The organism is Flagellimonas iocasae, from assembly GCF_042682725.1.
Taxonomy (GTDB): Bacteria; Bacteroidota; Bacteroidia; order Flavobacteriales; family Flavobacteriaceae; genus Flagellimonas; species Flagellimonas iocasae.
Genome location: NZ_JBHUHU010000006.1, coordinates 17,623 through 38,661, shown reverse-complemented (window position 1 = coordinate 38,661; position 21,039 = coordinate 17,623). Strand labels below are relative to the sequence as shown.

Sequence of the window (21,039 nt, the reverse complement as noted above, 5' to 3'; positions counted from 1 at the left end):
CCCTTACAAGTAGGTTCCTTTCTCATTAACAGATTTTTAGTAGACGGTTCCTTCAAAGAAATTGTTACATTAGTGCCAAACCACTCAAAAAATGAAGTATACCACAGAAATTGTCGTAGATCTTCCTCGTGATGAATTCATAAAAAAACTGGACAATCCAGAGAATATGAAGCACTGGCAGCGAGGATTGGTCGACTATGAACAACTTTCACAAAATCCTGGTCAAGAAGGGGCCCGAATGAGCCTCAGCTATCAAATGGGAAAACGCAAGATGGATATGGTGGAGACGATAATCAAGCGAAACCTGCCCGAAGAAATGCATACTACGTATGACACCAAGGGTGTGCACAACATCCAAAAAAACTATTTTAAGGAAGAGGATGGAAAAACACGATGGATTTCAGAGAGTGAATTCCAGTTTTCAGGTTTTGGAATGAAAATGTTGGCTCTTTTAATGCCGGGAGCCTTTAAAAAACAATCTGCCATTTATATGAAGGATTTCAAGGCATTTGCTGAAAACGGCACTTCTGTTGAACACTTATGACCCTATGGAAAAAGTTTTAGATCGAAAAATTAAGATAATCTGGGATTTTAGAGGTCCCGGTGCAGCCAAAATTGCGGAACACTACCAAAAACATCTCGAGGAATTCGTTATGATTGAAGAGCTTAAATTCGATATTACCGGATTTGAACACCACAGTCCTTCCCATAGCACCGCTTTTTTAGTAGTGGCCGAATTTGAACTAAAAGAGGTAAAGGAAATCCTAAAGCCTCATCGCGGCGAAATTTATTTGGAATAACCGATACCATAAGATTCAACATGTGGGGAAGAATTGTACTTTGGGGATTGATTTTATTTGCCTATTCCTGTGGTGGGGTCACCTATAAAGACCCTTTGGACAAGGCTCTCAGTTCCAAAAGTCCATTGATTACACGGGTAATGGACAACCTTAAAGCCCATGAGATTCAAATTCGCTACACCCAAATAGACCGGAGAAACGATAGCATCCGATTCACTGATTTCGATTTTCAGGTCAATAAGGACAACTATTTCTATCCCGCAAGTACGGCCAAATTCCCAGCTGCTGTGGCCACACTTGAAAAGCTCCATGAGATTGACTCATTATCACTATACACTCGATTTTATGTGGAGGGTGATTCCGTTGAGACCACGTTTGCCAAGGCCATTTCAGAAATCTTTGCCGTTTCTGACAACGCCGCCAACAACCGATTGGTGGAATTTTTGGGTCAAGATGACCTCAACCAACGCATGCGGAACAGAGGGGTGGAACCCATCCGAATTGCCCACAGGTTATCCGCGCCCAACGGTGACGATGTGACCACAAAACCTTTGGTTATTTATTTGAATGATTCTACAACCGTGCTGAGCAAACCAATTATCAACACTCAGGCAAAGCCCTTACAATTGCATCGGATAAAAAAAGGGAAAGCTTATTACAACGATGACTCGCTTCAAATGGCTCCTTTTGATTTCTCCCTGAAGAATTACTTCCCCATCCAAGCGCAAAACGCGCTTATAAAACGCATCATTTTTCCTGAGGCATTCCCGAAAGAACAGCAGTTTGACCTCAGCGATGAACAGCGTAACTTTTTGTTGGAAGCCATGCATACGCTTCCAGCCAAACTGGGCTATGACCCCGAAGAATTTTATGACAGTTACGTGAAGTTTTTCATGTTCGGCGATATGTATGACCCCATGCCAGAACACATCAAAATATACAATAAGGTAGGCTATGCCTACGGCACCCTTACCGATTGCGCCTATATTCAGGATACCAAGAACAACATCGATTTCATCATCAACGCCACCATTTTAGTGAACAGCAATGGAGTTTTCAATGACGATGACTATAATTACGATGAAGTGGGTATTCCATTTTTGGCGCAATTGGGACGCGAATTATATGAGTATGAAGTAAATAGAAAGCGATGAGCACGTTGACCTTTGACCAGTTTACCAAAAAAATCTTCATTAAGGCACCTAAAGAAAAACTCTATTGGTGTTGGGGCACTTCGGAAGGAATAGCCTCGTGGTTTTTGAGTGAGGCCATCTACACCTCAAATGGAAAACAGCGTGACCCCAATGAAAAAATTCAGGCTGGGGATAATTACATCTGGAAATGGCACAATTGGGATGGGCAGGAAACGGGAAAAGTGCTCCAAGCCAATGGAACCGATTTTTTGGAAATCTCCTTTGCAAACAGCAAGGTTTCCGTCTCACTGGAAGAACACAAGAATGCGGTGCTCCTCACCTTGAAACAATATGAAATCCCCTTAGATGAGGAAAGCAAACTCAACATCCATCATGGTTGCAGCAACGGCTGGACGTTTTGGTTGGCTAATCTAAAGGCGTATATGGAACATGGGATACTCCTCAACGAAACCGAGTTCGACCTCAGAAACATCCCACTTTCCGGATTTGAATTTGTAAATATGTAGACTTTATATTGAAACCGGAATCCCGTACAAATCAAAATCTGAAGCTTCGGTAATCTCTATTTGGGTAAAGTCACCGATTTTCACGTAGTGTTTTGCGGCATCTATGAGTACTTCGTTATCCACATCTGGGGAATCGTGTTCCGTACGACCCACAAAATAGTTACCTTCTTTTCGGTCAATGATACAGCGATAGGTCTTCCCGATTTTCTCCTGATTGAGTTCCCACGAAATCTGGGATTGTATTTCCATGATTTCGTTCGCTCGTTCCTGTTTTACATCTTCAGGAACATCATCTTCCAAGTTGTAGGCATGGGTATTTTCCTCATGACTGTACGTAAAACAACCCAAACGCTCGAATCGCATTTCCTTCACCCAATTCTTCAGTGTTTGGAAGTCTTCTTCGGTCTCCCCAGGATACCCCACAATCAAGGTAGTGCGAATGGTCATTTCTGGAACTTCGGCTCTAAAATCCTGTAGTAATTTGGTGGTCTTTGCCTTTGTGGTACCACGGCGCATACTCTTCAAAATGGGGTCGGCAATGTGTTGTAAAGGGATATCGATGTAACTACAAACTTTGGGTTCGTTCCGCATAACCTCCAAAACATCCATCGGAAACCCAGTGGGAAACGCATAGTGCAAACGTATCCACTCAATACCCTCCACCTTGACCAACGCCTGAAGCAATTCAGCCAAATTCCGCTTTTTGTAAAGATCAAGACCATAATAGGTGAGGTCTTGGGCAATCAAAATCAATTCTTTGACCCCTTTTGCGGCCAATTTTTCCGATTCCGCCACCAATTCTTCAATCGGCTTACTTTTATGCTTACCGCGCATCAACGGAATGGCACAAAACGAACAGGGACGGTCACAACCTTCGGCAATTTTTAGATAAGCATAATTTTTGGGTGTGGTCGTCAGACGTTCGCCCAGCAACTCATGTTTGTAATCCGCTCCCAAAGCTTTTAACAGATTGGGCAAATCACTTGTCCCAAAATATTCGTCCACATTGGGGATTTCCTGCTGCAAATCTGGTTTATAGCGTTCACTGAGGCATCCAGTCACAAAAACCTTGTCCACTTCTCCCGCTTCCTTCTTCTGAACATACTCCAAAATGGTATTGACACTTTCTTCCTTAGCATTGGCAATAAAACCGCAGGTATTTATCACCACCACATTACCTTCCTCTTCATGCACCACCTCTTTGTTATTGGCACGCAGCTGGCCCATCAACACTTCAGAATCGTAGACATTCTTGCTACAACCCAAGGTCACCACATTGATTTTGTTCTTCTTCAGGGATTTTGTACGCATAGTTGCTATAAATGGTCTGCAAAAATACAACAACACAAGGCATTACATCGATTTGCTTGCATAATTTTCATGATTCAGCGTTAAACCATTTGACGCCAGTAGTAGTCAAACTATTATACCTATACTATGAAAAGACCTGCTGCTTTACTCTTTATTCTGATTTTTCTCCTTTGGAGTTGTTCTTCGGACAGTGCTTCAACAGATGATGGAGACATCAACCCAGACCCTGAAACGGAAGAACTATACTTCCCTCCTTCCGACGGAGGAACATGGGAAACTTCAACTCCAACTGACTTGTCGTGGAATACCGATGCAGAACAGTCGCTTTATGACTTTTTGGAAGAAAAAGGTACTGATGGATTCATCATTTTAAAGGATGGAAAGATTGTGGTGGAATGGTATTTTGGAGATTTTACCGCCAGTGACAACCACTCATGGAATTCGGCAGGCAAAACATTGACCGCCATGACCGTTGGTATTGCCCAAGAAGAGGGTTTTTTGTCCATTTCCGATTCCTCAATGGATTATTTGGGTGAAGGTTGGTCCATGCTTACACCGGAACAAGAAGCCAATATTACCATACGTCACCATTTGACCATGACCACAGGTTTGGACTATACGGTGGACGACCCATTTTGTTACGACAAGGAGTGTTTAGTCTATAAAAATGAACCGGGTACGTTTTGGTACTATCACAATGCAGCTTATACCTTATTGGACCAAATAGTGACTGGCGCCACCAGTTTGGATTTTAAGCAGTATTCGTATCAAAAGATTCGGGATAGAATTGGAATGCAAGGCAATTGGATAAAAGTTGGTTATAACAACCTCTTTTTCAGCAATACCCGAAGCATGGCACGATTTGGACTGTTGTGTCTCAACAAAGGCACTTGGGGGGATACGGAAATACTTTCCGACAAAACGTACTTTACCGAAATGACAACTACCTCCCAAAATCTTAACCCATCCTATGGCTATTTATGGTGGCTCAATGGAAAGGGCAACTTTAAAGTTCCGGGAAGTGAAGCTTCTTTCACTGGCGACTTAATTCCCGAAGCCCCGAGTGATTTAATTTCTGGACTTGGTGCCTTTGACCAAAAACTTTATGTGGTTCCCAGCCAAAACTTGGTAGTGGTCAGATTAGGGGACGATGCAGGGGAAAGCCAATTGGGACCTTCTAGTTTTGACAATCAGCTATGGGAAAAGTTGAGCGCCTACATCAACTAATCTACATACCCTTCCGGTAGTTTTCTTGCCTTGGTCAAATCTTCAAACGATTTTCCAATCTGTAATAAAAGTTCTTCTGAAAAGGGTTTCCCGATGAAAGTTAACCCTTCGGGTTGTCCCGTCGGCATATAACCCATAGGAATAGTCAATGCGGGGTATTCGGCTGCGGCAGCGAATCCAGCATGATAGTTGTTAATACTAAGAACAACATCAAGATTAAGCTCTTGCATGGGGTCAAAAAAACCCCTTCCGGTTATTAGAACATCTTCTTTAATTCTAAGTAGTCTTTCTTCAGTGGTTGTATCTTCTATAATTGACTCAAATTGAGCTTGGCCATAGGGAATTCGAACCAAAGAATCCTGTTTATTAAATTCCACCACATCGGCGACCGAAGTAACTTTGACCATATCCTTGTTTTTGACTTGTTCCTGTAGGTATCTTTTTAGGTCATTTTTCATGTCAACCTCTAAAAGAGTAACAAACGTTGATGGCAAGTGATAGTCGTCCATTTTCTCATACATCACAATCTGTGCTCCTGCATTGCGCAGAATTTCTACATTGGCAGCATACAGCGAATCTCTTTCCAAAAGGTTTTTCATCACACCCAAACGGATTTCACTAAGTGTTGCTGGGTTTTTCCATGCCGATGCAACTTCAGCCTCCGGAGCGACCGATTTAAAATCGGCTTCGTCCTTGCCCAGCATGGCATCCAACAAAATGGCATTATCGGTCACGTTTTTGGTCATGGGGCCAGGAGTATCCAAAGTACTGGATATGGGCACTATTCCTGTCCGGCTCAACAGGCCGATGGTAGGTTTTAGTCCCACAACGGAGTTACTACTGGATGGAGACAAAATGGAACCGGATGTTTCGGTGCCAACCGCTGCCACCGCATAATTGGCTGCTGTGGATGTTCCACTTCCGGCACTAGAGCCTCCAGTATCGAACACCCTTCTGCCATACGGATTTAAGGTTTGACCTCCCACGGCACTTTGCCCGTTGGGGCACTCAACACAAAGGTAATTGGCCCATTCACTCAGGTTGACTTTTCCCAAAATCAAAGCACCCTTCTCTTTTAGCCGTTTGGTGATAAAAGCATCCTCAGTTTGATTGTCTTTTAGAACAACCGCACCAGCCGTGGTTTTCATTTCCGAGGTGCCGATGTTATCCTTCAATAAAATGGGCATCCCATAAATGGGATGATGTCCGTTGGCATTTGGCTCGAGCGCCCTTGCTTCCTCCAAAACATTGGGATTCAATGCAATTATTGTATTCAGTGTGGTGGTATTGGGTAATTCATATTTATAAATACGATGGAGGTAAAACAGCACCAAGTCCTCATAGGTAAAATCGCCCTTACTTATGTGTGCTTGGAGAGTTCTAATATCTTTCTCCAAGACCATTGGCTTCATCTTTTCATATTGGGTCTCCGAAAATTTTGAAACCTCATCGTACAAAGGCAGGAACACCTCATTTTTATCCAACACCTTACTTTGAATGAATTTGTACCGCATTCGCTGATACTCATGGTCGGCATTGGCGGCAACTTCAGCGGAGTCATTGTAGGGTGTCCACAGTATTATTTCTTCTGAGGAAGTGGTTTCCTTTTCTTGTTTGCAACCGACAAACAACAAAAATGCTAGGCAAAAATGGAGGTACTTGCGCATCATAGTATATTTAGAGGTTACCAAGATCTCGATTTAATCTTAGAATTCGAACAGGGTATGTACCCATATTGGCATAAATTAGCTGCTAAATTTAAGATTTCCCCATCACTTTATTCTTTGGAAATGATTGATTTCTTGAGAGCTAGGTTTGTATAAAAGAGTATCTTTTACATCGATTACCTCCCGTTTTGGGAGTGTATAGCTGCATTTTACATCTATATAAACAAGTTGTGCGTAATTAAAAAAATGAACAATATTACAATAGACAGATTTGAGAATAAGCCAGAATTTACTTCTGATTTGGCAGATTTTGACAATTCTAAAACGGAATTGCATATTCGTGCGGACGTAAAAAACAGAAAGCTTTTAAACGAACTGAATATTGAAAAACTTTGGTTAATTGGAGCTAAAGAAAAAGACATTGAACAAATTTTTTCACTTCATCAACCGAAATATGTGAGTCTTTACCAATTTTTGGCAAAAGATTTAAGCTGTTTAGAGAATTTGAGTAATTGCGAAACTCTGATAACAGAATGGAATACAAAAGCGACTGAACTTTGGAACATAGAATCCAATCCGAACTTGAAAAAATTGGCGATTAGAGATTATTCTAAAATTTCGGACTTCTCAGCATTAGAGAAAGCGACTAAAATCAAAAGTTTGTCGTTAGATGGTGGAATAGATAAAAAGTTAAAAGTGGACAGCTTAAAACCGCTATCTAAACTTTATCATTTGGAATATTTGAGACTGACTAACATAAAAGTCGGAGATGAATCTCTCGAACCAATTGCAAATCTGAAAAATTTAAAAATACTTGAACTTTCCAATCAATTTCCGACAAAAGAATATGCAAATCTTGCAGTCAAATTAACCAAAACGGAATGTTCAATGTTTCGACCTTATCTCGAAGTCGAGATAAAAGATGAAAATGGAAATTTGGTTTACGATAGAATGATTATCGGAAAAAGAAAACCATTTCTTTTATCGACAAAAGACCAAACTCGAATTGAGAAATACGAAAAAGAATTTGAAAAACTAAAAAATAACTACGCACAACAATGGCTATAAGTAATTGCTTGTCTGCCTCTCGGCAGACAGGTTCTCGCCTACACTTCGACGATGCTCAGGGCAGGCTTCTGAAAATCCACAAGGATTTTCACTTTGGTGTGTATTTGCAAAGTTGACCACTAATCCACCTAACTACTCATAGTCGAGACCGTTTCTATTGAAATGTGCTCTTCGTTCCTAATTCAGATTAAAAAACGAATCTACAAATTCGTATTTATTAAAGACCTGAAGGTCATCAATCCCTTCACCGACCCCAATATATTTTACGGGAATCTGGAACTGGTCCGAGATACCAATGACCACCCCACCTTTGGCAGTTCCGTCCAATTTGGTAACGGCCAAGCTGGTCACTTCAGTGGCTTTGGTAAATTGTTTGGCCTGTTCAAAGGCGTTTTGCCCGGTGGAACCATCCAAAACCAAGAGTACGTCATGGGGTGCATCAGGCACTACCTTTTGCATCACCCGCTTTACCTTGGAAAGTTCGTTCATCAGATTGACTTTGTTATGAAGTCGGCCAGCAGTGTCCACCAAAACCACATCGGCATTTTCCGCCACGGCTGAGTTTAGGGTATCAAATGCCACAGAAGCAGGGTCGCTTCCCATTTTTTGTTTAATGATAGGCACATCTACCCGCTTGGCCCATACCTCCAATTGGTCAATGGCAGCCGCCCGAAATGTATCCGCAGCTCCTAAAACCACTTTTAGACCTTGTTTTTTGAACTGATTCGCCAGTTTTCCGATAGTAGTGGTCTTGCCCACACCATTTACACCAACCACCATAATAACATACGGTTTTTTATCCTTCGGGATTGTAAATTCGGTTTCTTCACCTACATGGGTCTCGGAGAGCAATCCGGCAATCTCCTCACGCAAGATTGCATTGAGTTCATCCGTGCCCATATATTTATCCTTGGAGACACGTTCCTCGATTCTATCGATGATTTTTAAGGTGGTGTTTACCCCCACATCCGAAGTGACCAAAACCTCTTCAAGATTGTCCAGTACCTCATCGTCCACTTTGGATTTTCCGGCCACTGCCTTTCCCAACTTACCAAAAAAGCTGGTCTTGGATTTTTCCAATCCCTTATCCAAAGTCTCCTTTTTGTCCTTTGAAAATATATTTTTGAATAAACTCATTTTGTGTCGTTAGTGAATGTCAAAGATAGGAAAGTACGGGGAGTTATTTTAACATAAAATCACTGGCGCACAGGTCGCTTCCCCAAAAGGTATCTAGGTACTGAAACTAAAAAAGCCACTTAAAAAGTGGCTTTCAATTTTTTAGTAAGGGTTAACCTTATTGCTTGTTCAACCAATCATTGACCATTTCAGGTGCCATAACGGATTCCACAAAAGTGTAAGCTCCAGTTTTTGGAGATTTTACCATTTTGATGGCCTTGGTCAATCTTTTAGATGATGATTGAAGTGTTGCTACTGTTTTCTTTGCCATGGCTTATATTTTTATAAGGCTCGTTAAAACCTATTACTTAATTTCTTTGTGAACAGTCATACGCTTAAGGATAGGATTGTATTTTTTGATTTCCATCCTATCTGGCGTGTTCTTTTTATTCTTGGTGGTAATGTACCTGGAAGTACCTGGCTGACCAGATTCCTTGTGCTCTGTACATTCCAAAATTACCTGAATCCTATTTCCTTTCTTTGCCATTGTATTGTACTTAAACGCTTATACTACTTACTTTTTGGAATTGATTTCCTTCAATACAGCAGAGATTCCCTTTTTGTTGATGATCTTCAATCCTCTTGAGGAAACATTCAAGGTCACACAACGATCTTCTTCTGGAATGTAAAATTTCTTTTTAGAAACATTTACATCAAATCTCCTTTTGGTCTTATTGATGGAAAAGGAAACGTTGTTTCCAAACATCACCTTTTTTCCTGTAACTTCACAAACTTTAGACATCTCCCTAACTTTTGAGTGATTTTATTGAGGCTGCAAATTTATACCATTTTAATGGGACGTACAAAATTCTTTTTCAGAATTTTAAAATTTCTTTGAATAGCAGCTCAAATGCCTTGTTCACAGACTTCTCAACCACCCTTTCTCGAAGGTTTCCCATACTGAATTTCTCCGCAAAAGTGCGCTCTGGCGTACTAATGGCAATAAAAACCGTTCCCACGTCGGCATCGGAGTCTCCCTTTGTTGGCCCCGCATTCCCCGTGGTGGCTATTGAAAAGTCGGTATTCATGATGCGCTTAACGTTTTCTGCCATGGCAATTGCGACTTCTTCACTAACCACGGAATGTTGCTGAATCAATTTTTCAGGAACGCTCAACAGTTTCACCTTCATTTCTGTGGCGTAACTGACCACACTTCCCTTGAAATACTTGGAAGCTCCTGGCACTGAGGTGATACTTTCCGCAATTTTACCTCCGGTAAAGCTTTCGGCAGTGGCCAATGTCAATTGTTTATCCGTGAGCAACTTGCCAATTTGGTATTCTATGGACTCATCCTCCTCTTCCCCAACAATGATATCCCCGATGATAGGATATAATTTTTTCACTTCATCGGTAATGGAAGCCATTAAAAAATCCTTGTCCGTTCCTTTGGCGGAAAGTCGAAGCCGCACCCGACCCAAATTGGGCAGATACGCAAACTTGATGAAATTGGGGAGGTTATTTTCCCAATCCTCAAGTTTAAGAGCAATGGAACTTTCACCAAGTCCATAGGTCATTATGGTTTTGTGAAGGATGTAGGGCCGTTCAAATTCCTCCACAATTTTGGGCAAAACTGAACGGGTCATCAGGTTCTTCATTTCATACGGCACCCCAGGAAGAGAAACAAAAGCCGTATTGCCTTTTTTCATCCAAAGTCCGGGTGCTGTTCCAAAATAATTTTGCAAAACCGTTGCTTTGGTGGGTACCAATGCCTGCTGACGATTTAAATCTGAAATTGGGGTATTGATGTATTTTTTGAAGAGCTCCTCTATATGATTCAGCACAGATTCATCCTGAACCAATTCATCTTCAAAGAATTCGCAGAGCGTATGTTTGGTAACATCATCTTTGGTGGGGCCAAGTCCTCCCGTAATAATTACCACGGATGAACGCCTTCCTGCATCTTCCAAGGCTTCCAAAATGTGCTTCCTATCATCCTGCACCGAAGTGATTTGGTAGATGGAAACCCCAATTTTGTTGAGTTCTTTGGCAATAAAGGCGGAGTTCGTGTCCACTATCTGACCAATGAGGATTTCATCCCCAATGGTGATGATCTCGGCTTGCATCTATAAATCGAAGTCTTTTTTCAGCTCAGCCACAACTTGAAGTACATCTTTTTTGAGCATCGGAAATTTTTCCTCAATCTCCTCTATACTGGCTGAATTTTTACCCATGGTCTCTATTTCAAGTGCTCTTGCACGGGTCTGCTCCATCCCCAAAATATCCACATTTGGCTTAATTTTGTGTGCCAACTTGTAGACATTTTCATAATCTCTCTCCGTGATGGCTTTTTCCAAACCATCAAGGTCCGCTGGAACTTCTTCCAAAAAGACAGAAACTACCGAGGTTACGAAATCCTCATCTCCTTCTGCCATTTCATTAATCTTATCGAGGCTGTAAATCATTATCTTACATTAATTTCAAATAGTTGCTCTCCTTCAAGCACTCCTGAAAGGTAGTCATTTGGGCTTACTTTACCAACACCTGCAGGTGTACCTGTGAAGAGTATATCTCCCTTTTTCAACATAAAATAGGTGGATACATGGGCAATGAGCTCATCAATCTTCCACAACATCAAAGATGTGTTTCCGTCCTGTACCTTTTCTCCATTCCTATACAATGCGAAATTTATGTCGTCAACATTCTTAAACTTGTCCTTGGAAACCCATTTGCCAATTACCGCGGCACCATCAAAACCCTTGGCTTTTTCCCAAGGAAGTCCTTTGACCTTTAATTTGGCTTGAAGGTCCCTTGCCGTAAAATCAATGCCTAAACCAATTTCATCATAATACTTGTGTGCAAATTGCTTTGCAATATGCTTTCCCACTTTTTTGATTTTCACCAAAACCTCCACCTCATAATGCACATCGTCCGAAAACTCAGGGATGTAAAAATCCTGTTCTTTGGGTAAAATGGCTGAATCGGGCTTAATGAAAACGACGGGCTCCTCTGGTCGTTCATTTTTCAACTCATCAATATGGGCGGCATAGTTTCTGCCAATGCATATCAATTTCATGGGGTTCTGAATTGATTAGGACAATTTATTATTGAGTTTGCTCAGCTTAATCTGGGTAAGTACTTTTTTGGTATATAGCGGAAAATCAGCATTCAACAACCAGCCAAAATAACCGGGTTCCGTTTCCATGATTTCATCCACTGTTTTACCCTTGTGCTTTCCGAAGGCAAAAATAGGCTGATCATTTTCATCTATACCAATAAATCCTGCAAAATCCAACGATTGCTTTCTGGTGGTGAACTCGGATAGCTTTTTAACGTTGTTCTCCAACTCGGGATATCGGTCCAATTGGGCCAACAATACCTCATAAGTTGCCAAAGTATCTGCTTCCGCACTGTGTGCATCTTCCAAGCTCTTTTCACAATAAAATTGATAGGCCGCTTCCAGCGTACGCTTTTCCATTTTATGGAAAATGGTCTGCACATCCACGGAGACCATATTCTTCATATCAAAATCAACATCGGCCCGAAGCATTTCTTCTACCAAAAGTGGAATATCGAACCGGTCTGAATTGAATCCAGCCAAGTCACTATCCTTTATCATTTTATAGATTTCCTTGGACAACTGCTTAAAGGTGGGCTCATTGGCGACTTTTTCATCCGAAATTCCATGTACCGCTTCCGATTCGGGCGGAATAGGCATTTCTGGATTCACCAACCATGTGCGGCTTTCCTTATTGCCATTCGGGTACACCTTAAGAATGGAGATTTCAACAATTCTATCCTTGACCACGTTGGTTCCCGTGGTTTCCAAATCAAAAAAACAAATGGGTTTTGTTAATTGTAACTGCATGTGGGGATTTTAAACGATGAAACAAGGCTTCATCGGTCTAAATTAAGGATTGTTAAAGGAATATGCTATTTTCTGTTAGATTTCCCGGTTGATGTCCCAAGCTTCCAAGTAATCCGCCACTGCTTTTACAAACATTCCGCCCAAGGCACCATTCACCACTCTGTGGTCATAGCTGTGGGAGAGGAACATTTTACTTCGGATGCCAATGTACTCGCCTTGGTCGGTTTCTATCACTGAAGGTATTTTACGAATCGCCCCCAATGCCAAAATACCTACTTGCGGCTGATTGATGATGGGCGTACCAAAAACACTACCAAAAGAGCCTACATTGGTTACGGTGTAGGTACCATCTTTGACTTCATCGGGCTTTAATTGATTATTTCTTGCCCTATTGGCCAAATCGTTCACGGTTTTTGCCATACCCACCAAATTTAATTGGTCAGCGTTCTTAATGACAGGCACAATAAGGTTGCCATCCGGAAGGGCTGCCGCCATTCCCAGATTGATATGCTTCTTTTTAATGACCTTGTCTCCATCCAATGAAATGTTCATCAACGGATATTTTTTTAAGGCCATGGCCACCGCTTCCATAAAAATTGGGGTGAAGGTGAGTTTTTCCCCTTCGCGGGCCTCAAATGCATTCTTTACTTTATTTCTCCAATTGACCACAGTGGTCACATCCACTTCCACAAAACTTTGAACGTGTGCCGATGTGGTCACACTTTCTATCATGTGATGAGCGATAAGTTTACCCATTCGGGTCAACGGAATCACCTCATCGTCCTTGCCAACTGGAACAGGGGCGGATTTGGGTTTTTCTTGGGCCTCTTTTTGAACTTTGGGTTCAGGAGTTGCCACTTTTTCTTCCACTGTTGAAGTTTCGATGGTTTCTACAGGTTTGCTACCATTGGTGGAACGGCGCTCCAAAAAGGCCATGATATCGTTCTTGGTCACCCGACCTTCCAGACCCGTACCTACAATGGCTTCCAACTCATCCATGGAAACCCCTTCTTCTTTGGCGATATTTTTGACCAGTGGGGAATAAAAGCGTTCAGAGCTTGAAAAATCGTGCACTGGTGCAGAAACCGATTCCTTTACATGGGCCATTTGAGTTTCCAAGGCCATGACTGGTTCTTCCTCAACATCTTCCACTTCATCAACGGAATCCGTTCCGTTGGAGGTATCTCCAGCATCACCTTCAATCTGGATAACGGCCACTACATCACCCACCTGAATGACATCGTCCACATTAAATCGTTTTTCCAACAATACACCTTCTACCTCACTGGGCACCTCAGAATCGACTTTGTCCGTGGCAATCTCAAAAACGGCTTCATCCATCTCAATGGTATCGCCCACTTCCTTCAACCAACTGGTCAAGGTAGCTTCGGCGACACTTTCCCCCATTTGCGGTAATTTCAATTCGAATTTTGACATATTCTTAGTTAACAATATAATATTGACTTCTGTTTTGCAAAAATACTAAAGAAATCGACTTATTATTGATTTATGTTCATTAATTAATCATCAATTAATTGGCCTTCATGGAGCTTTCAAAGGGAACGCGGTTTAAAATACTTCGTCCCAAAGTTACCTCATCGGCATATTCCAACTCATCCCCCACCGAAATTCCACGGGCAATAGTGGATGTTGTGATTTCCAATCCTTCCAACTGTCTGTAAATGTAAAAATTGGTGGTATCCCCTTCCATCGTGGAACTCAAGGCAAAAATCAGCTCTTTTACGGTTCCTTCCTTTACGCGTTGCACCAAAGATGAAATGTACAAATCCTGAGGACCAACTCCTTCCATCGGGGATATTTTGCCTCCTAACACATGGTACAACCCATTATATTGGGAGGTATTCTCAATGGCCATCACATCACGAATGTCCTCAACCACACAGACCAAGGTTTCATCGCGTTTTGGATTGGCACAAATTTCACACACTTCCGTATCCGAAATATTGTTACAGGTTTTGCAAAAATTGATTTCGCTCTTGAGTGTCATCAGGGCATTGGACAACAACTGTGTTCGCTCCTCTGGCTGTTTCAGCAGGTGCAACACCAATCGCAACGCAGTGCGTTTGCCAATACCCGGCAATTGCGACATTTCGTAAACGGCATTTTCCAAAAGCTTCGATGAAAATTCCATATCCTCGATTCTCCCACAAAATTACGATTTTACACTTACCAATTTACTTTCGTACTTTGCAAATCAAATTTCATATATGTCGGCGACGCAAATTCTCCTGCTCATCGGCGCCTATTTTTTGGTGCTGATTCTCATCTCCTATTTTACGGGACAAAATGATTCCAACATAGATTTTTTTAAGGCTGGGAAGCAATCCCCTTGGTATGTAGTGGCTTTTGGAATGGTGGGTGCCTCTCTTTCTGGGGTTACCTTCATTTCGGTTCCCGGTTGGGTAGAGGCCACACAGTTCAATTATATGCAGGTGGTCATTGGGTACTTTTTTGGCTATATGGTGGTTTCATTTGTGCTCCTGCCATTGTATTATAAGTTGAATGTGACCTCTATATATGAATATCTTTTGGAACGTTTTGGCAGTACCAGCCACAAGACGGGGGCTTTTTTCTTTTTCCTTTCGAGAGTTTTGGGGGCAGCTTTTCGATTGTATTTGGTGGCCATAGTATTGCAGCAGTTTGTTTTTGATGATTTGGGGGTTCGTTTTGAATTTACCGTAGTCATTTCAATCTTATTGATTTGGATTTATACGAACCGTGGTGGCATCAAGACCATTGTTTGGACTGATACCCTACAGACGCTCTTCATGATTGTCGCTGTGATTCTTTCCATCGTTTTGATCAACAAGGAATTGGGTTGGAGCTTTGGGGAGTTTTTGGCTTCGGATGAGTTAAAAGACTACAATGCCTTTTTAAATACCGAAAGCTTTTTGGACCGCAATTATTTTATAAAATCATTTGTAGGTGGCATGTTCGTGACCATTTGCATGACTGGGCTTGACCAAGATATGATGCAAAAAAACCTCACCTGTAAATCATTAAAAGACGCCCAAAAGAATATGGTTTCTTTCAGTTTTGTACTTGTGGCGGTCACCTTTATGTTTATGTTGCTGGGTGTGTTGTTATTCATTTACGCCAAACGAAACGGAATTACAATGCCATTGATGGACGGCTCACCAAAAACCGATTTACTATTTCCCGAAATTGCTCTAAATGGTGGTTTGGGCCTCGCGTTGGCCATTACCTTTATGTTAGGCCTTATTGCCGCTGCCTACAGTAGTGCCGATAGTGCGCTGACCTCATTGACCACTTCGTTCTGTGTGGATTTTTTGGATGTTGAAAAGAAAAGCGATGCAGAGCAAAAGAAAATCCGCAAAAAGACCCACGTGGCCATGAGCATTATGTTGGTAATTGTCATTATTGCCTTTAAATACATCCTTAGTAGCAATGTTATTGACAGTCTCTTAACCGTGGCCGGATATACCTATGGTCCTCTTTTGGGACTATTTGCCTTTGGCATTCTCACCAAGCACAAAATCAGGGACCGTTACGTATGGGTGGTTTCCGGTCTTTCTGTAGCCATCATTGTTCTTATCGCCAATGTTCCCGCTTCCTATTTAGGTGGTTATGTGGTTGGCTATGAACTCCTGCCTCTGAACGGGCTGATTACCTTTTTTGGGCTTTGGTTGATTCGAAAAGGAAAAATCACTTCAGAACCTAATACTGCCCCGTAGCCAAAAGAACCAACGTACAGGCCACTTCTACCTGAATGCCAGCGTTTTCGAGGAGTTCCTGAAACTCATAGTTTTCCGTACCAGGGTTAAAAATCACCCGTTTTGGCTTAAGGTCTATTATCTTTTGGTAGTATTCTTTTTGATTTTTTGGATTGAGGTATAATGTTATGGTGTTAATATTTTGAAATTCAGTCAAGTTGTCTTTAATTTGTACCCCAGATACGGTTCCCCCACTTACTCCGAACGCGATAGTTTCAATATCGTTTTCAACCAATCTACGAATTGCCATATTACTGTATCTCGCCGGGTTTGAAGAAGCCCCAAAAACAAGTGTTGTATTCATTTGTTAATTTATGTGTTAAACTGATTTAAAGATTGTAACTATTTAGAAAAAAAGACGTCTTTTATCTATAAAATATTATCATTGGTAAGACTGTATTTTTATAGTTAATGGTTAGTGTTTAGTATAGCTTATCAATGTAAAACCCTGGCATTCTTATGCCGGGGTTTCTTCTTTTTTATCCTCCCCTATTGGTTCGTTTCATTTCCTGAACCTTACGAAACGGTCCAAAAATGTTAAAATGGGACAAGCCTGTAACATTTCCCCCATATGTCCGTCTAGTTGGTATCATCATCAATCAAATCAAAAACGAACAACTCATGAAGAAGCTATTCTTTATTGTTGCACTAACCCTGTGCGGCATTCAATCAAATTATTCGAACAACAACGACCCCGAAACAGCCTTAGGTTCCATCTCGGGAACGGTTGTGGACAATTCCCAACAGCAACCGGTGGCGTATGCGGCCATCGTTATTAAATCTGAAAACGGCACCGAGACCATTACGGGGGGCATTACTGAGGACGATGGTAGTTTTGAAATTAAAAAACTACCTGATGGTTCTTTTATTTTGGAAGTCCAATTCATTGGTTATAAGACCTATACCCAAGAATTGGTCATCAACAAGGACAACAGAAATCAGGATTTGGGGACCATTACCTTGGAAGAAGAAACCCGGGAACTGGATGAAGTTGAAGTGGTAGCCGAGCGCACCACCATTGAACAACGTGTAGACCGAAAAGTCATCAACGTGGGCAAAGACCTTACAACCGCTGGAGCAACGGCTTCGGACATTATGAACAACATTCCCTCGGTAAATGTGGATTCCCAAACGGGAGATCTTACTTTACGGGGAAATTCAAATGTTCGGGTTATGGTGGATGGAAAACTTTCCAATGTTCCAGTGGCCCAATTGCTTCGCCAGATTCCTTCCACCTCCATTAAATCCATTGAGCTTATCACCAATCCTTCTGCCAAATACAACCCTGAAGGCATGAGTGGCATCATCAATATTGTGCTGCATAAAAACGCCAATATTGGTTTCAACGGAAATGTTAACCTTGGATTGACCAAAGGTATTGAGGCGAAGTTCAACAGTTCCATCGACTTGAACTACCGCAACGGTAAGTTCAATTTTTATGGAAATTACGGTAACAATATTGGCAAGTATGTGAATGATGGAAGTATTTTCAGAACCGATGAAAACTCATTACAACGGTTCGATTTTTTTAACAATGAAAAATCCCACCTTTACAAATTGGGTGTTGATTTTTACCTGAACGACAAAAACACGATATCCTTTTTTACCAATCAGAATATTTTTGATGGCAATGGTACCGGCGAAACTCAAGTAACCTACAATACAGATGCCTCCAGAAATGTGACCCAATTTTTTGATGACGTTTCGGATAACCGCAGCGAGCAATACAATTTTGATTACAAATTGGATTTCAACAAAGAAGGACACAATATAGAATTGGAGGTAGACCACAACAGATTCAATAGTGGGCAGGATGCCAATTTTAGGTCTGTTGGGGCAAGTCTTTACCCAAATTACATGGATTTTGTGGACACGGAACGGACCCAAACCATTGCCAATTTGGATTATGTAAACCCCTTGGACAGCATCTCCAAGCTGGAAGTTGGGATAGAATCCCGAAACTTTGAGACCGATGTGGATTATGCATCCACCGGATTCACCTTTAATTCCAATGGAAATTTGGCACCCACACCCGACACCAATTTTGTGTATGCCATGGATATCTATTCAGCCTACGCTACGTTTAGTCAATCCTTTAAACAATGGTCCTACCAAATGGGGGTTCGCGTTGAGGATGTTGAAGTCACCGCGGATACCAACAGCGTTCGCTCCTTCACCGATAAATATACACAAGTGTACCCATCGGCCTTCGTAACATATAACCCGAATGAGAAGAACCAATTTCAGCTCAGTTTTAGCAGACGAGTGGACAGACCGGGGCTCCAGCAGGTAAATCCCATCCGTGAATTTGCCACACCACTGATTTCTTCCTTCGGAAATCCGAATTTGGTGCCTCAGTTCACGAGTTCCTATGAAGCCAATTATACCCGTCGAATTAAAAATGGAAGCATCACCGCAGGTGTTTTTTACCGAAACATCAAAGATGAAATCAACAGGGCTGTTTATATAGACCGATTGGATTTCAACAAAATCATCTTGACGTTTGATAACTTTGCCAAGACCTCAGCGTATGGTTTGGAGTTGTCCAGTAATTATCGCCCATTTCAATGGTGGAACATCAACGGTAGTTTTGACATGTTCTCCCAAACCAATCGTGGTATTACGGAAAGCGTTCCGGGTGATGTTCCAAGTCCGACCGAGGACGACATTGTTGAGGAGAACGTTCAAGTGGACAACACTGCTTGGAACCTCCGCATGAACAACAGCTTTACCGTAACCAAAAAGTTGACCTTACAGGCCTTTGGATTCTACCGCGGTAAAAACCGTACCATCCAATTCAATGCTAAACCCATGTACTTTGTGAACCTTGGGGCGCGCTATAGTTTTGATGAGGGGAATGGAACCATCAGTATTAACTACAACGACATATTCAACACCATGCGATTTGCCTTTGAAGCAGACCAACCTTATGAACAAGAGGGGGCATTTAACTGGGAGAGCAACAATGTGTATGTAGGTCTATCCTACCGGTTTGGAAGTGGAAAGAACCGCGCCAAGCAACGTAAACGCAGAGATGACAGAACCAAAGATACCGGCGGCGGAATCCTTTAATAATCTATTGGTACTCATTGCCGAAGTGTTGGTTGGTAAGTAGGCAAGGGTATCAATTAAAAGCCTCGATTTTTTAAAAGGTCGGGGCTTTGTTTATTTTGTTTGAAAGATTACCACCTAATGATAACGCTTCCCCAGGTAAAACCGCTACCAAAAGCGGCAAGTACCACCAAATCACCCTCTTTTATCTTTCCTTGTTCCCACGCCTCAGTCAACGCAATGGGAATTGAAGCGGCCGTGGTATTTCCATAATTCATGATGTTGTTGAACACTTGGTCATTGGACAATCCGAATTTCTTCTGAATGAATTGTGAAATACGGAGATTCGCCTGATGGGGAATCAACATATCGATGTCTTGTGGACTTAAATTGTTAGCTTGTAATCCTTCCATAATCACCTCACTGAAACGAACCACCGCATTTTTGAACACAAACTGTCCGTTCATATATGGAAAATAAGAGGTATCCTCGGTACCCGAATCCACATCTTTGATAATGTCGGTTACCCAACGTTTTCCCATGCCAGGGGCGATTAATGAAAGTTCTTCGGCATGTTCTCCTTCGGAATGCAAATGTGTGGATAAAATTCCTTTGGACATATCTTCTTCGCGAGTCAAAACTGCGGCTCCAGCTCCATCGCCAAAAATAACCGATACGCCCCTACCCCTAGTGGTCATATCCAATCCATGGGAATGCAGCTCCGAACCAATGACAAGTACATTTTTGTACATGCCACTTTTAATATACTGGTCGGCCACTGAAATTCCATATACAAATCCGGAACATTGATTCCGAATGTCCAAAGCCCCAACGGTCTTCAGACCTAAATCACGTTGCACCAGAACACCCGGACCTGGAAAATAATAATCTGGACTTAAGGTGGCGAAGACAATAAAATCAATATCATTTTTGTCAATGCCGGCACGCTCAATCGCCTTTTGGGCCGCCTTTACCCCCATGCTTGTAGTGGTATCCGTACCCTTCACCACATGACGTCGCTCTTTGATTCCAGTACGCTCCTGAATCCATTCATCATTGGTGTCCATAAGCTTGGACAAGTCATTATTGGTGACCACATTTTCTGGAACATAAAATCCCAATCCTGATATTCTTGAGTTGTACATTGCTTTCTGATTAAATACTAATTATTGAAAAAACAAACTGTTTTTGAAGGGAAAAGTAAAAAATATATCCAAAGTACTGCATATTTATTAACAAAATAAACGGTCTCCCCTCAACTCCATCCAAAATATAGTTGAAAAGAAAATGCACTTTCGGGCGAAAGTGCATTTTCAACAACCTAACCAATAAATAAACAAACTTGTTATAGTCTACTATTTCATAGCAATTTCTCCTATAACATTTTAAAGATACACATTTTGTTTATCATTTTACAAAAAAGAATAAACAAAACTATGTTAAAATTTGCGATTTAGAAGTAAAAGCCGTGTTCTGTGTCAGTTTGTCAGCTTTGTAAGTGTGGTATTTTTTTTGTCGT

22 protein-coding genes are annotated in these 21,039 nt (G+C 41.6%); 8 read left to right on the top strand and 14 right to left on the bottom strand.

Features of this window, described 5'->3' with window-relative positions:
* The first annotated feature begins 91 nt into the window (after window positions 1-91).
* The 4 genes from ACFSJE_RS18410 to ACFSJE_RS18395 are packed head-to-tail and all read left to right on the top strand — an operon-like array spanning window position 92 to window position 2,460.
* Window positions 92-544 (top strand): SRPBCC family protein, encoded by a 453-nt coding sequence (locus ACFSJE_RS18410; RefSeq protein WP_379832350.1) that lies wholly within the window; start codon window positions 92-94, stop codon window positions 542-544.
* 4 nt (window positions 545-548) lie between these two features.
* Entirely contained in the window at window positions 549-800 is a 252-nt protein-coding gene (locus tag ACFSJE_RS18405) for a hypothetical protein (protein ID WP_379832349.1), read from the top strand.
* Window positions 801-820: 20 nt separating this feature from the next.
* Window positions 821-1,954, top strand: a complete 1,134-nt coding sequence (locus ACFSJE_RS18400; protein WP_379832348.1) for a serine hydrolase — start codon at window positions 821-823, stop codon at window positions 1,952-1,954.
* A complete protein-coding gene (locus ACFSJE_RS18395) occupies window positions 1,951-2,460 on the top strand; it encodes an SRPBCC family protein (RefSeq protein WP_379832347.1) in 510 nt (169 codons plus the stop codon). The genes ACFSJE_RS18400 and ACFSJE_RS18395 overlap by 4 nt, the downstream gene beginning before the upstream one ends.
* 3 nt (window positions 2,461-2,463) lie before the next feature.
* On the opposite strand, the gene rimO is transcribed toward ACFSJE_RS18395, so the two are convergent.
* Window positions 2,464-3,771, bottom strand: coding sequence for a 30S ribosomal protein S12 methylthiotransferase RimO (gene rimO / locus ACFSJE_RS18390; protein ID WP_379832346.1), 1,308 nt, complete (start codon window positions 3,769-3,771; stop codon window positions 2,464-2,466).
* A gap of 126 nt (window positions 3,772-3,897) precedes the next feature.
* On the opposite strand from rimO, the gene ACFSJE_RS18385 reads away from it, so the two are divergent.
* The gene (locus tag ACFSJE_RS18385) at window positions 3,898-4,998 is read left to right on the top strand and encodes a serine hydrolase domain-containing protein (RefSeq protein WP_379832345.1); all 1,101 of its coding nucleotides are present in this window, start codon (window positions 3,898-3,900) and stop codon (window positions 4,996-4,998) included.
* Here the strand turns inward: ACFSJE_RS18385 and ACFSJE_RS18380 are convergent.
* Entirely contained in the window at window positions 4,995-6,665 is a 1,671-nt protein-coding gene (locus ACFSJE_RS18380) for an amidase family protein (RefSeq protein WP_379832344.1), read from the bottom strand. The two genes, ACFSJE_RS18385 and ACFSJE_RS18380, sit on opposite strands and share 4 nt — an antisense overlap.
* Before the next feature lie 246 nt (window positions 6,666-6,911).
* Here ACFSJE_RS18380 and ACFSJE_RS18375 point away from each other — a divergent pair, with 246 nt between their 5' ends.
* On the top strand, window positions 6,912-7,733 hold the full coding sequence (locus tag ACFSJE_RS18375) for a leucine-rich repeat domain-containing protein (RefSeq protein WP_379832343.1): 822 nt from the start codon (window positions 6,912-6,914) through the stop codon (window positions 7,731-7,733).
* A 177-nt stretch (window positions 7,734-7,910) separates the two neighbouring features.
* On the opposite strand, the gene ftsY is transcribed toward ACFSJE_RS18375, so the two are convergent.
* The 10 genes from ftsY to recR all read right to left on the bottom strand — a co-directional run bounded on the left by ftsY (window position 7,911) and on the right by recR (window position 14,866).
* Complete coding sequence (ftsY, locus tag ACFSJE_RS18370) at window positions 7,911-8,870, bottom strand: signal recognition particle-docking protein FtsY (RefSeq protein ID WP_379832342.1); 960 nt, start codon at window positions 8,868-8,870, stop codon at window positions 7,911-7,913.
* 157 nt (window positions 8,871-9,027) lie between these two features.
* A complete protein-coding gene (locus tag ACFSJE_RS18365; RefSeq protein WP_072879696.1) occupies window positions 9,028-9,180 on the bottom strand; it encodes a DUF4295 domain-containing protein in 153 nt (50 codons plus the stop codon).
* Window positions 9,181-9,213: 33 nt separating this feature from the next.
* Window positions 9,214-9,396, bottom strand: a complete 183-nt coding sequence (gene rpmG, locus ACFSJE_RS18360; RefSeq protein ID WP_207099256.1) for a 50S ribosomal protein L33 — start codon at window positions 9,394-9,396, stop codon at window positions 9,214-9,216.
* Between the two features lie 27 nt (window positions 9,397-9,423).
* Complete coding sequence (gene rpmB / locus ACFSJE_RS18355; protein ID WP_379832341.1) at window positions 9,424-9,651, bottom strand: 50S ribosomal protein L28; 228 nt, start codon at window positions 9,649-9,651, stop codon at window positions 9,424-9,426.
* A 73-nt stretch (window positions 9,652-9,724) separates the two neighbouring features.
* A complete protein-coding gene (locus ACFSJE_RS18350) occupies window positions 9,725-10,972 on the bottom strand; it encodes a competence/damage-inducible protein A (protein ID WP_379832340.1) in 1,248 nt (415 codons plus the stop codon).
* Entirely contained in the window at window positions 10,973-11,311 is a 339-nt protein-coding gene (locus ACFSJE_RS18345; RefSeq protein ID WP_379832339.1) for an Hpt domain-containing protein, read from the bottom strand.
* Complete coding sequence (locus ACFSJE_RS18340; protein WP_379832338.1) at window positions 11,311-11,922, bottom strand: fumarylacetoacetate hydrolase family protein; 612 nt, start codon at window positions 11,920-11,922, stop codon at window positions 11,311-11,313. The genes ACFSJE_RS18345 and ACFSJE_RS18340 overlap by 1 nt, the downstream gene beginning before the upstream one ends.
* A 15-nt stretch (window positions 11,923-11,937) precedes the next feature.
* On the bottom strand, window positions 11,938-12,714 hold the full coding sequence (locus ACFSJE_RS18335; RefSeq protein WP_379832337.1) for an exonuclease domain-containing protein: 777 nt from the start codon (window positions 12,712-12,714) through the stop codon (window positions 11,938-11,940).
* A gap of 75 nt (window positions 12,715-12,789) precedes the next feature.
* The gene (locus ACFSJE_RS18330) at window positions 12,790-14,151 is read right to left on the bottom strand and encodes a dihydrolipoamide acetyltransferase family protein (RefSeq protein ID WP_379832336.1); all 1,362 of its coding nucleotides are present in this window, start codon (window positions 14,149-14,151) and stop codon (window positions 12,790-12,792) included.
* A 94-nt stretch (window positions 14,152-14,245) separates the two neighbouring features.
* Window positions 14,246-14,866 (bottom strand): recombination mediator RecR, encoded by a 621-nt coding sequence (gene recR / locus ACFSJE_RS18325; RefSeq protein WP_379832335.1) that lies wholly within the window; start codon window positions 14,864-14,866, stop codon window positions 14,246-14,248.
* A gap of 76 nt (window positions 14,867-14,942) precedes the next feature.
* Here recR and ACFSJE_RS18320 point away from each other — a divergent pair, with 76 nt between their 5' ends.
* A complete protein-coding gene (locus tag ACFSJE_RS18320; RefSeq protein ID WP_379832334.1) occupies window positions 14,943-16,430 on the top strand; it encodes a sodium:solute symporter in 1,488 nt (495 codons plus the stop codon).
* Here the strand turns inward: ACFSJE_RS18320 and ACFSJE_RS18315 are convergent.
* A complete protein-coding gene (locus tag ACFSJE_RS18315; protein WP_379832333.1) occupies window positions 16,414-16,773 on the bottom strand; it encodes a CoA-binding protein in 360 nt (119 codons plus the stop codon). The genes ACFSJE_RS18320 and ACFSJE_RS18315 overlap by 17 nt on opposite strands.
* 317 nt (window positions 16,774-17,090) lie before the next feature.
* Between ACFSJE_RS18315 and ACFSJE_RS18310 the strand changes: the two genes are divergently transcribed.
* Window positions 17,091-19,541, top strand: a complete 2,451-nt coding sequence (locus ACFSJE_RS18310) for a TonB-dependent receptor (RefSeq protein ID WP_379832332.1) — start codon at window positions 17,091-17,093, stop codon at window positions 19,539-19,541.
* Window positions 19,542-19,651: 110 nt separating this feature from the next.
* On the opposite strand, the gene ACFSJE_RS18305 is transcribed toward ACFSJE_RS18310, so the two are convergent.
* A complete protein-coding gene (locus ACFSJE_RS18305; RefSeq protein ID WP_379832331.1) occupies window positions 19,652-20,665 on the bottom strand; it encodes a 3-oxoacyl-ACP synthase III family protein in 1,014 nt (337 codons plus the stop codon).
* Window positions 20,666-21,039: the final 374 nt, after the last annotated feature.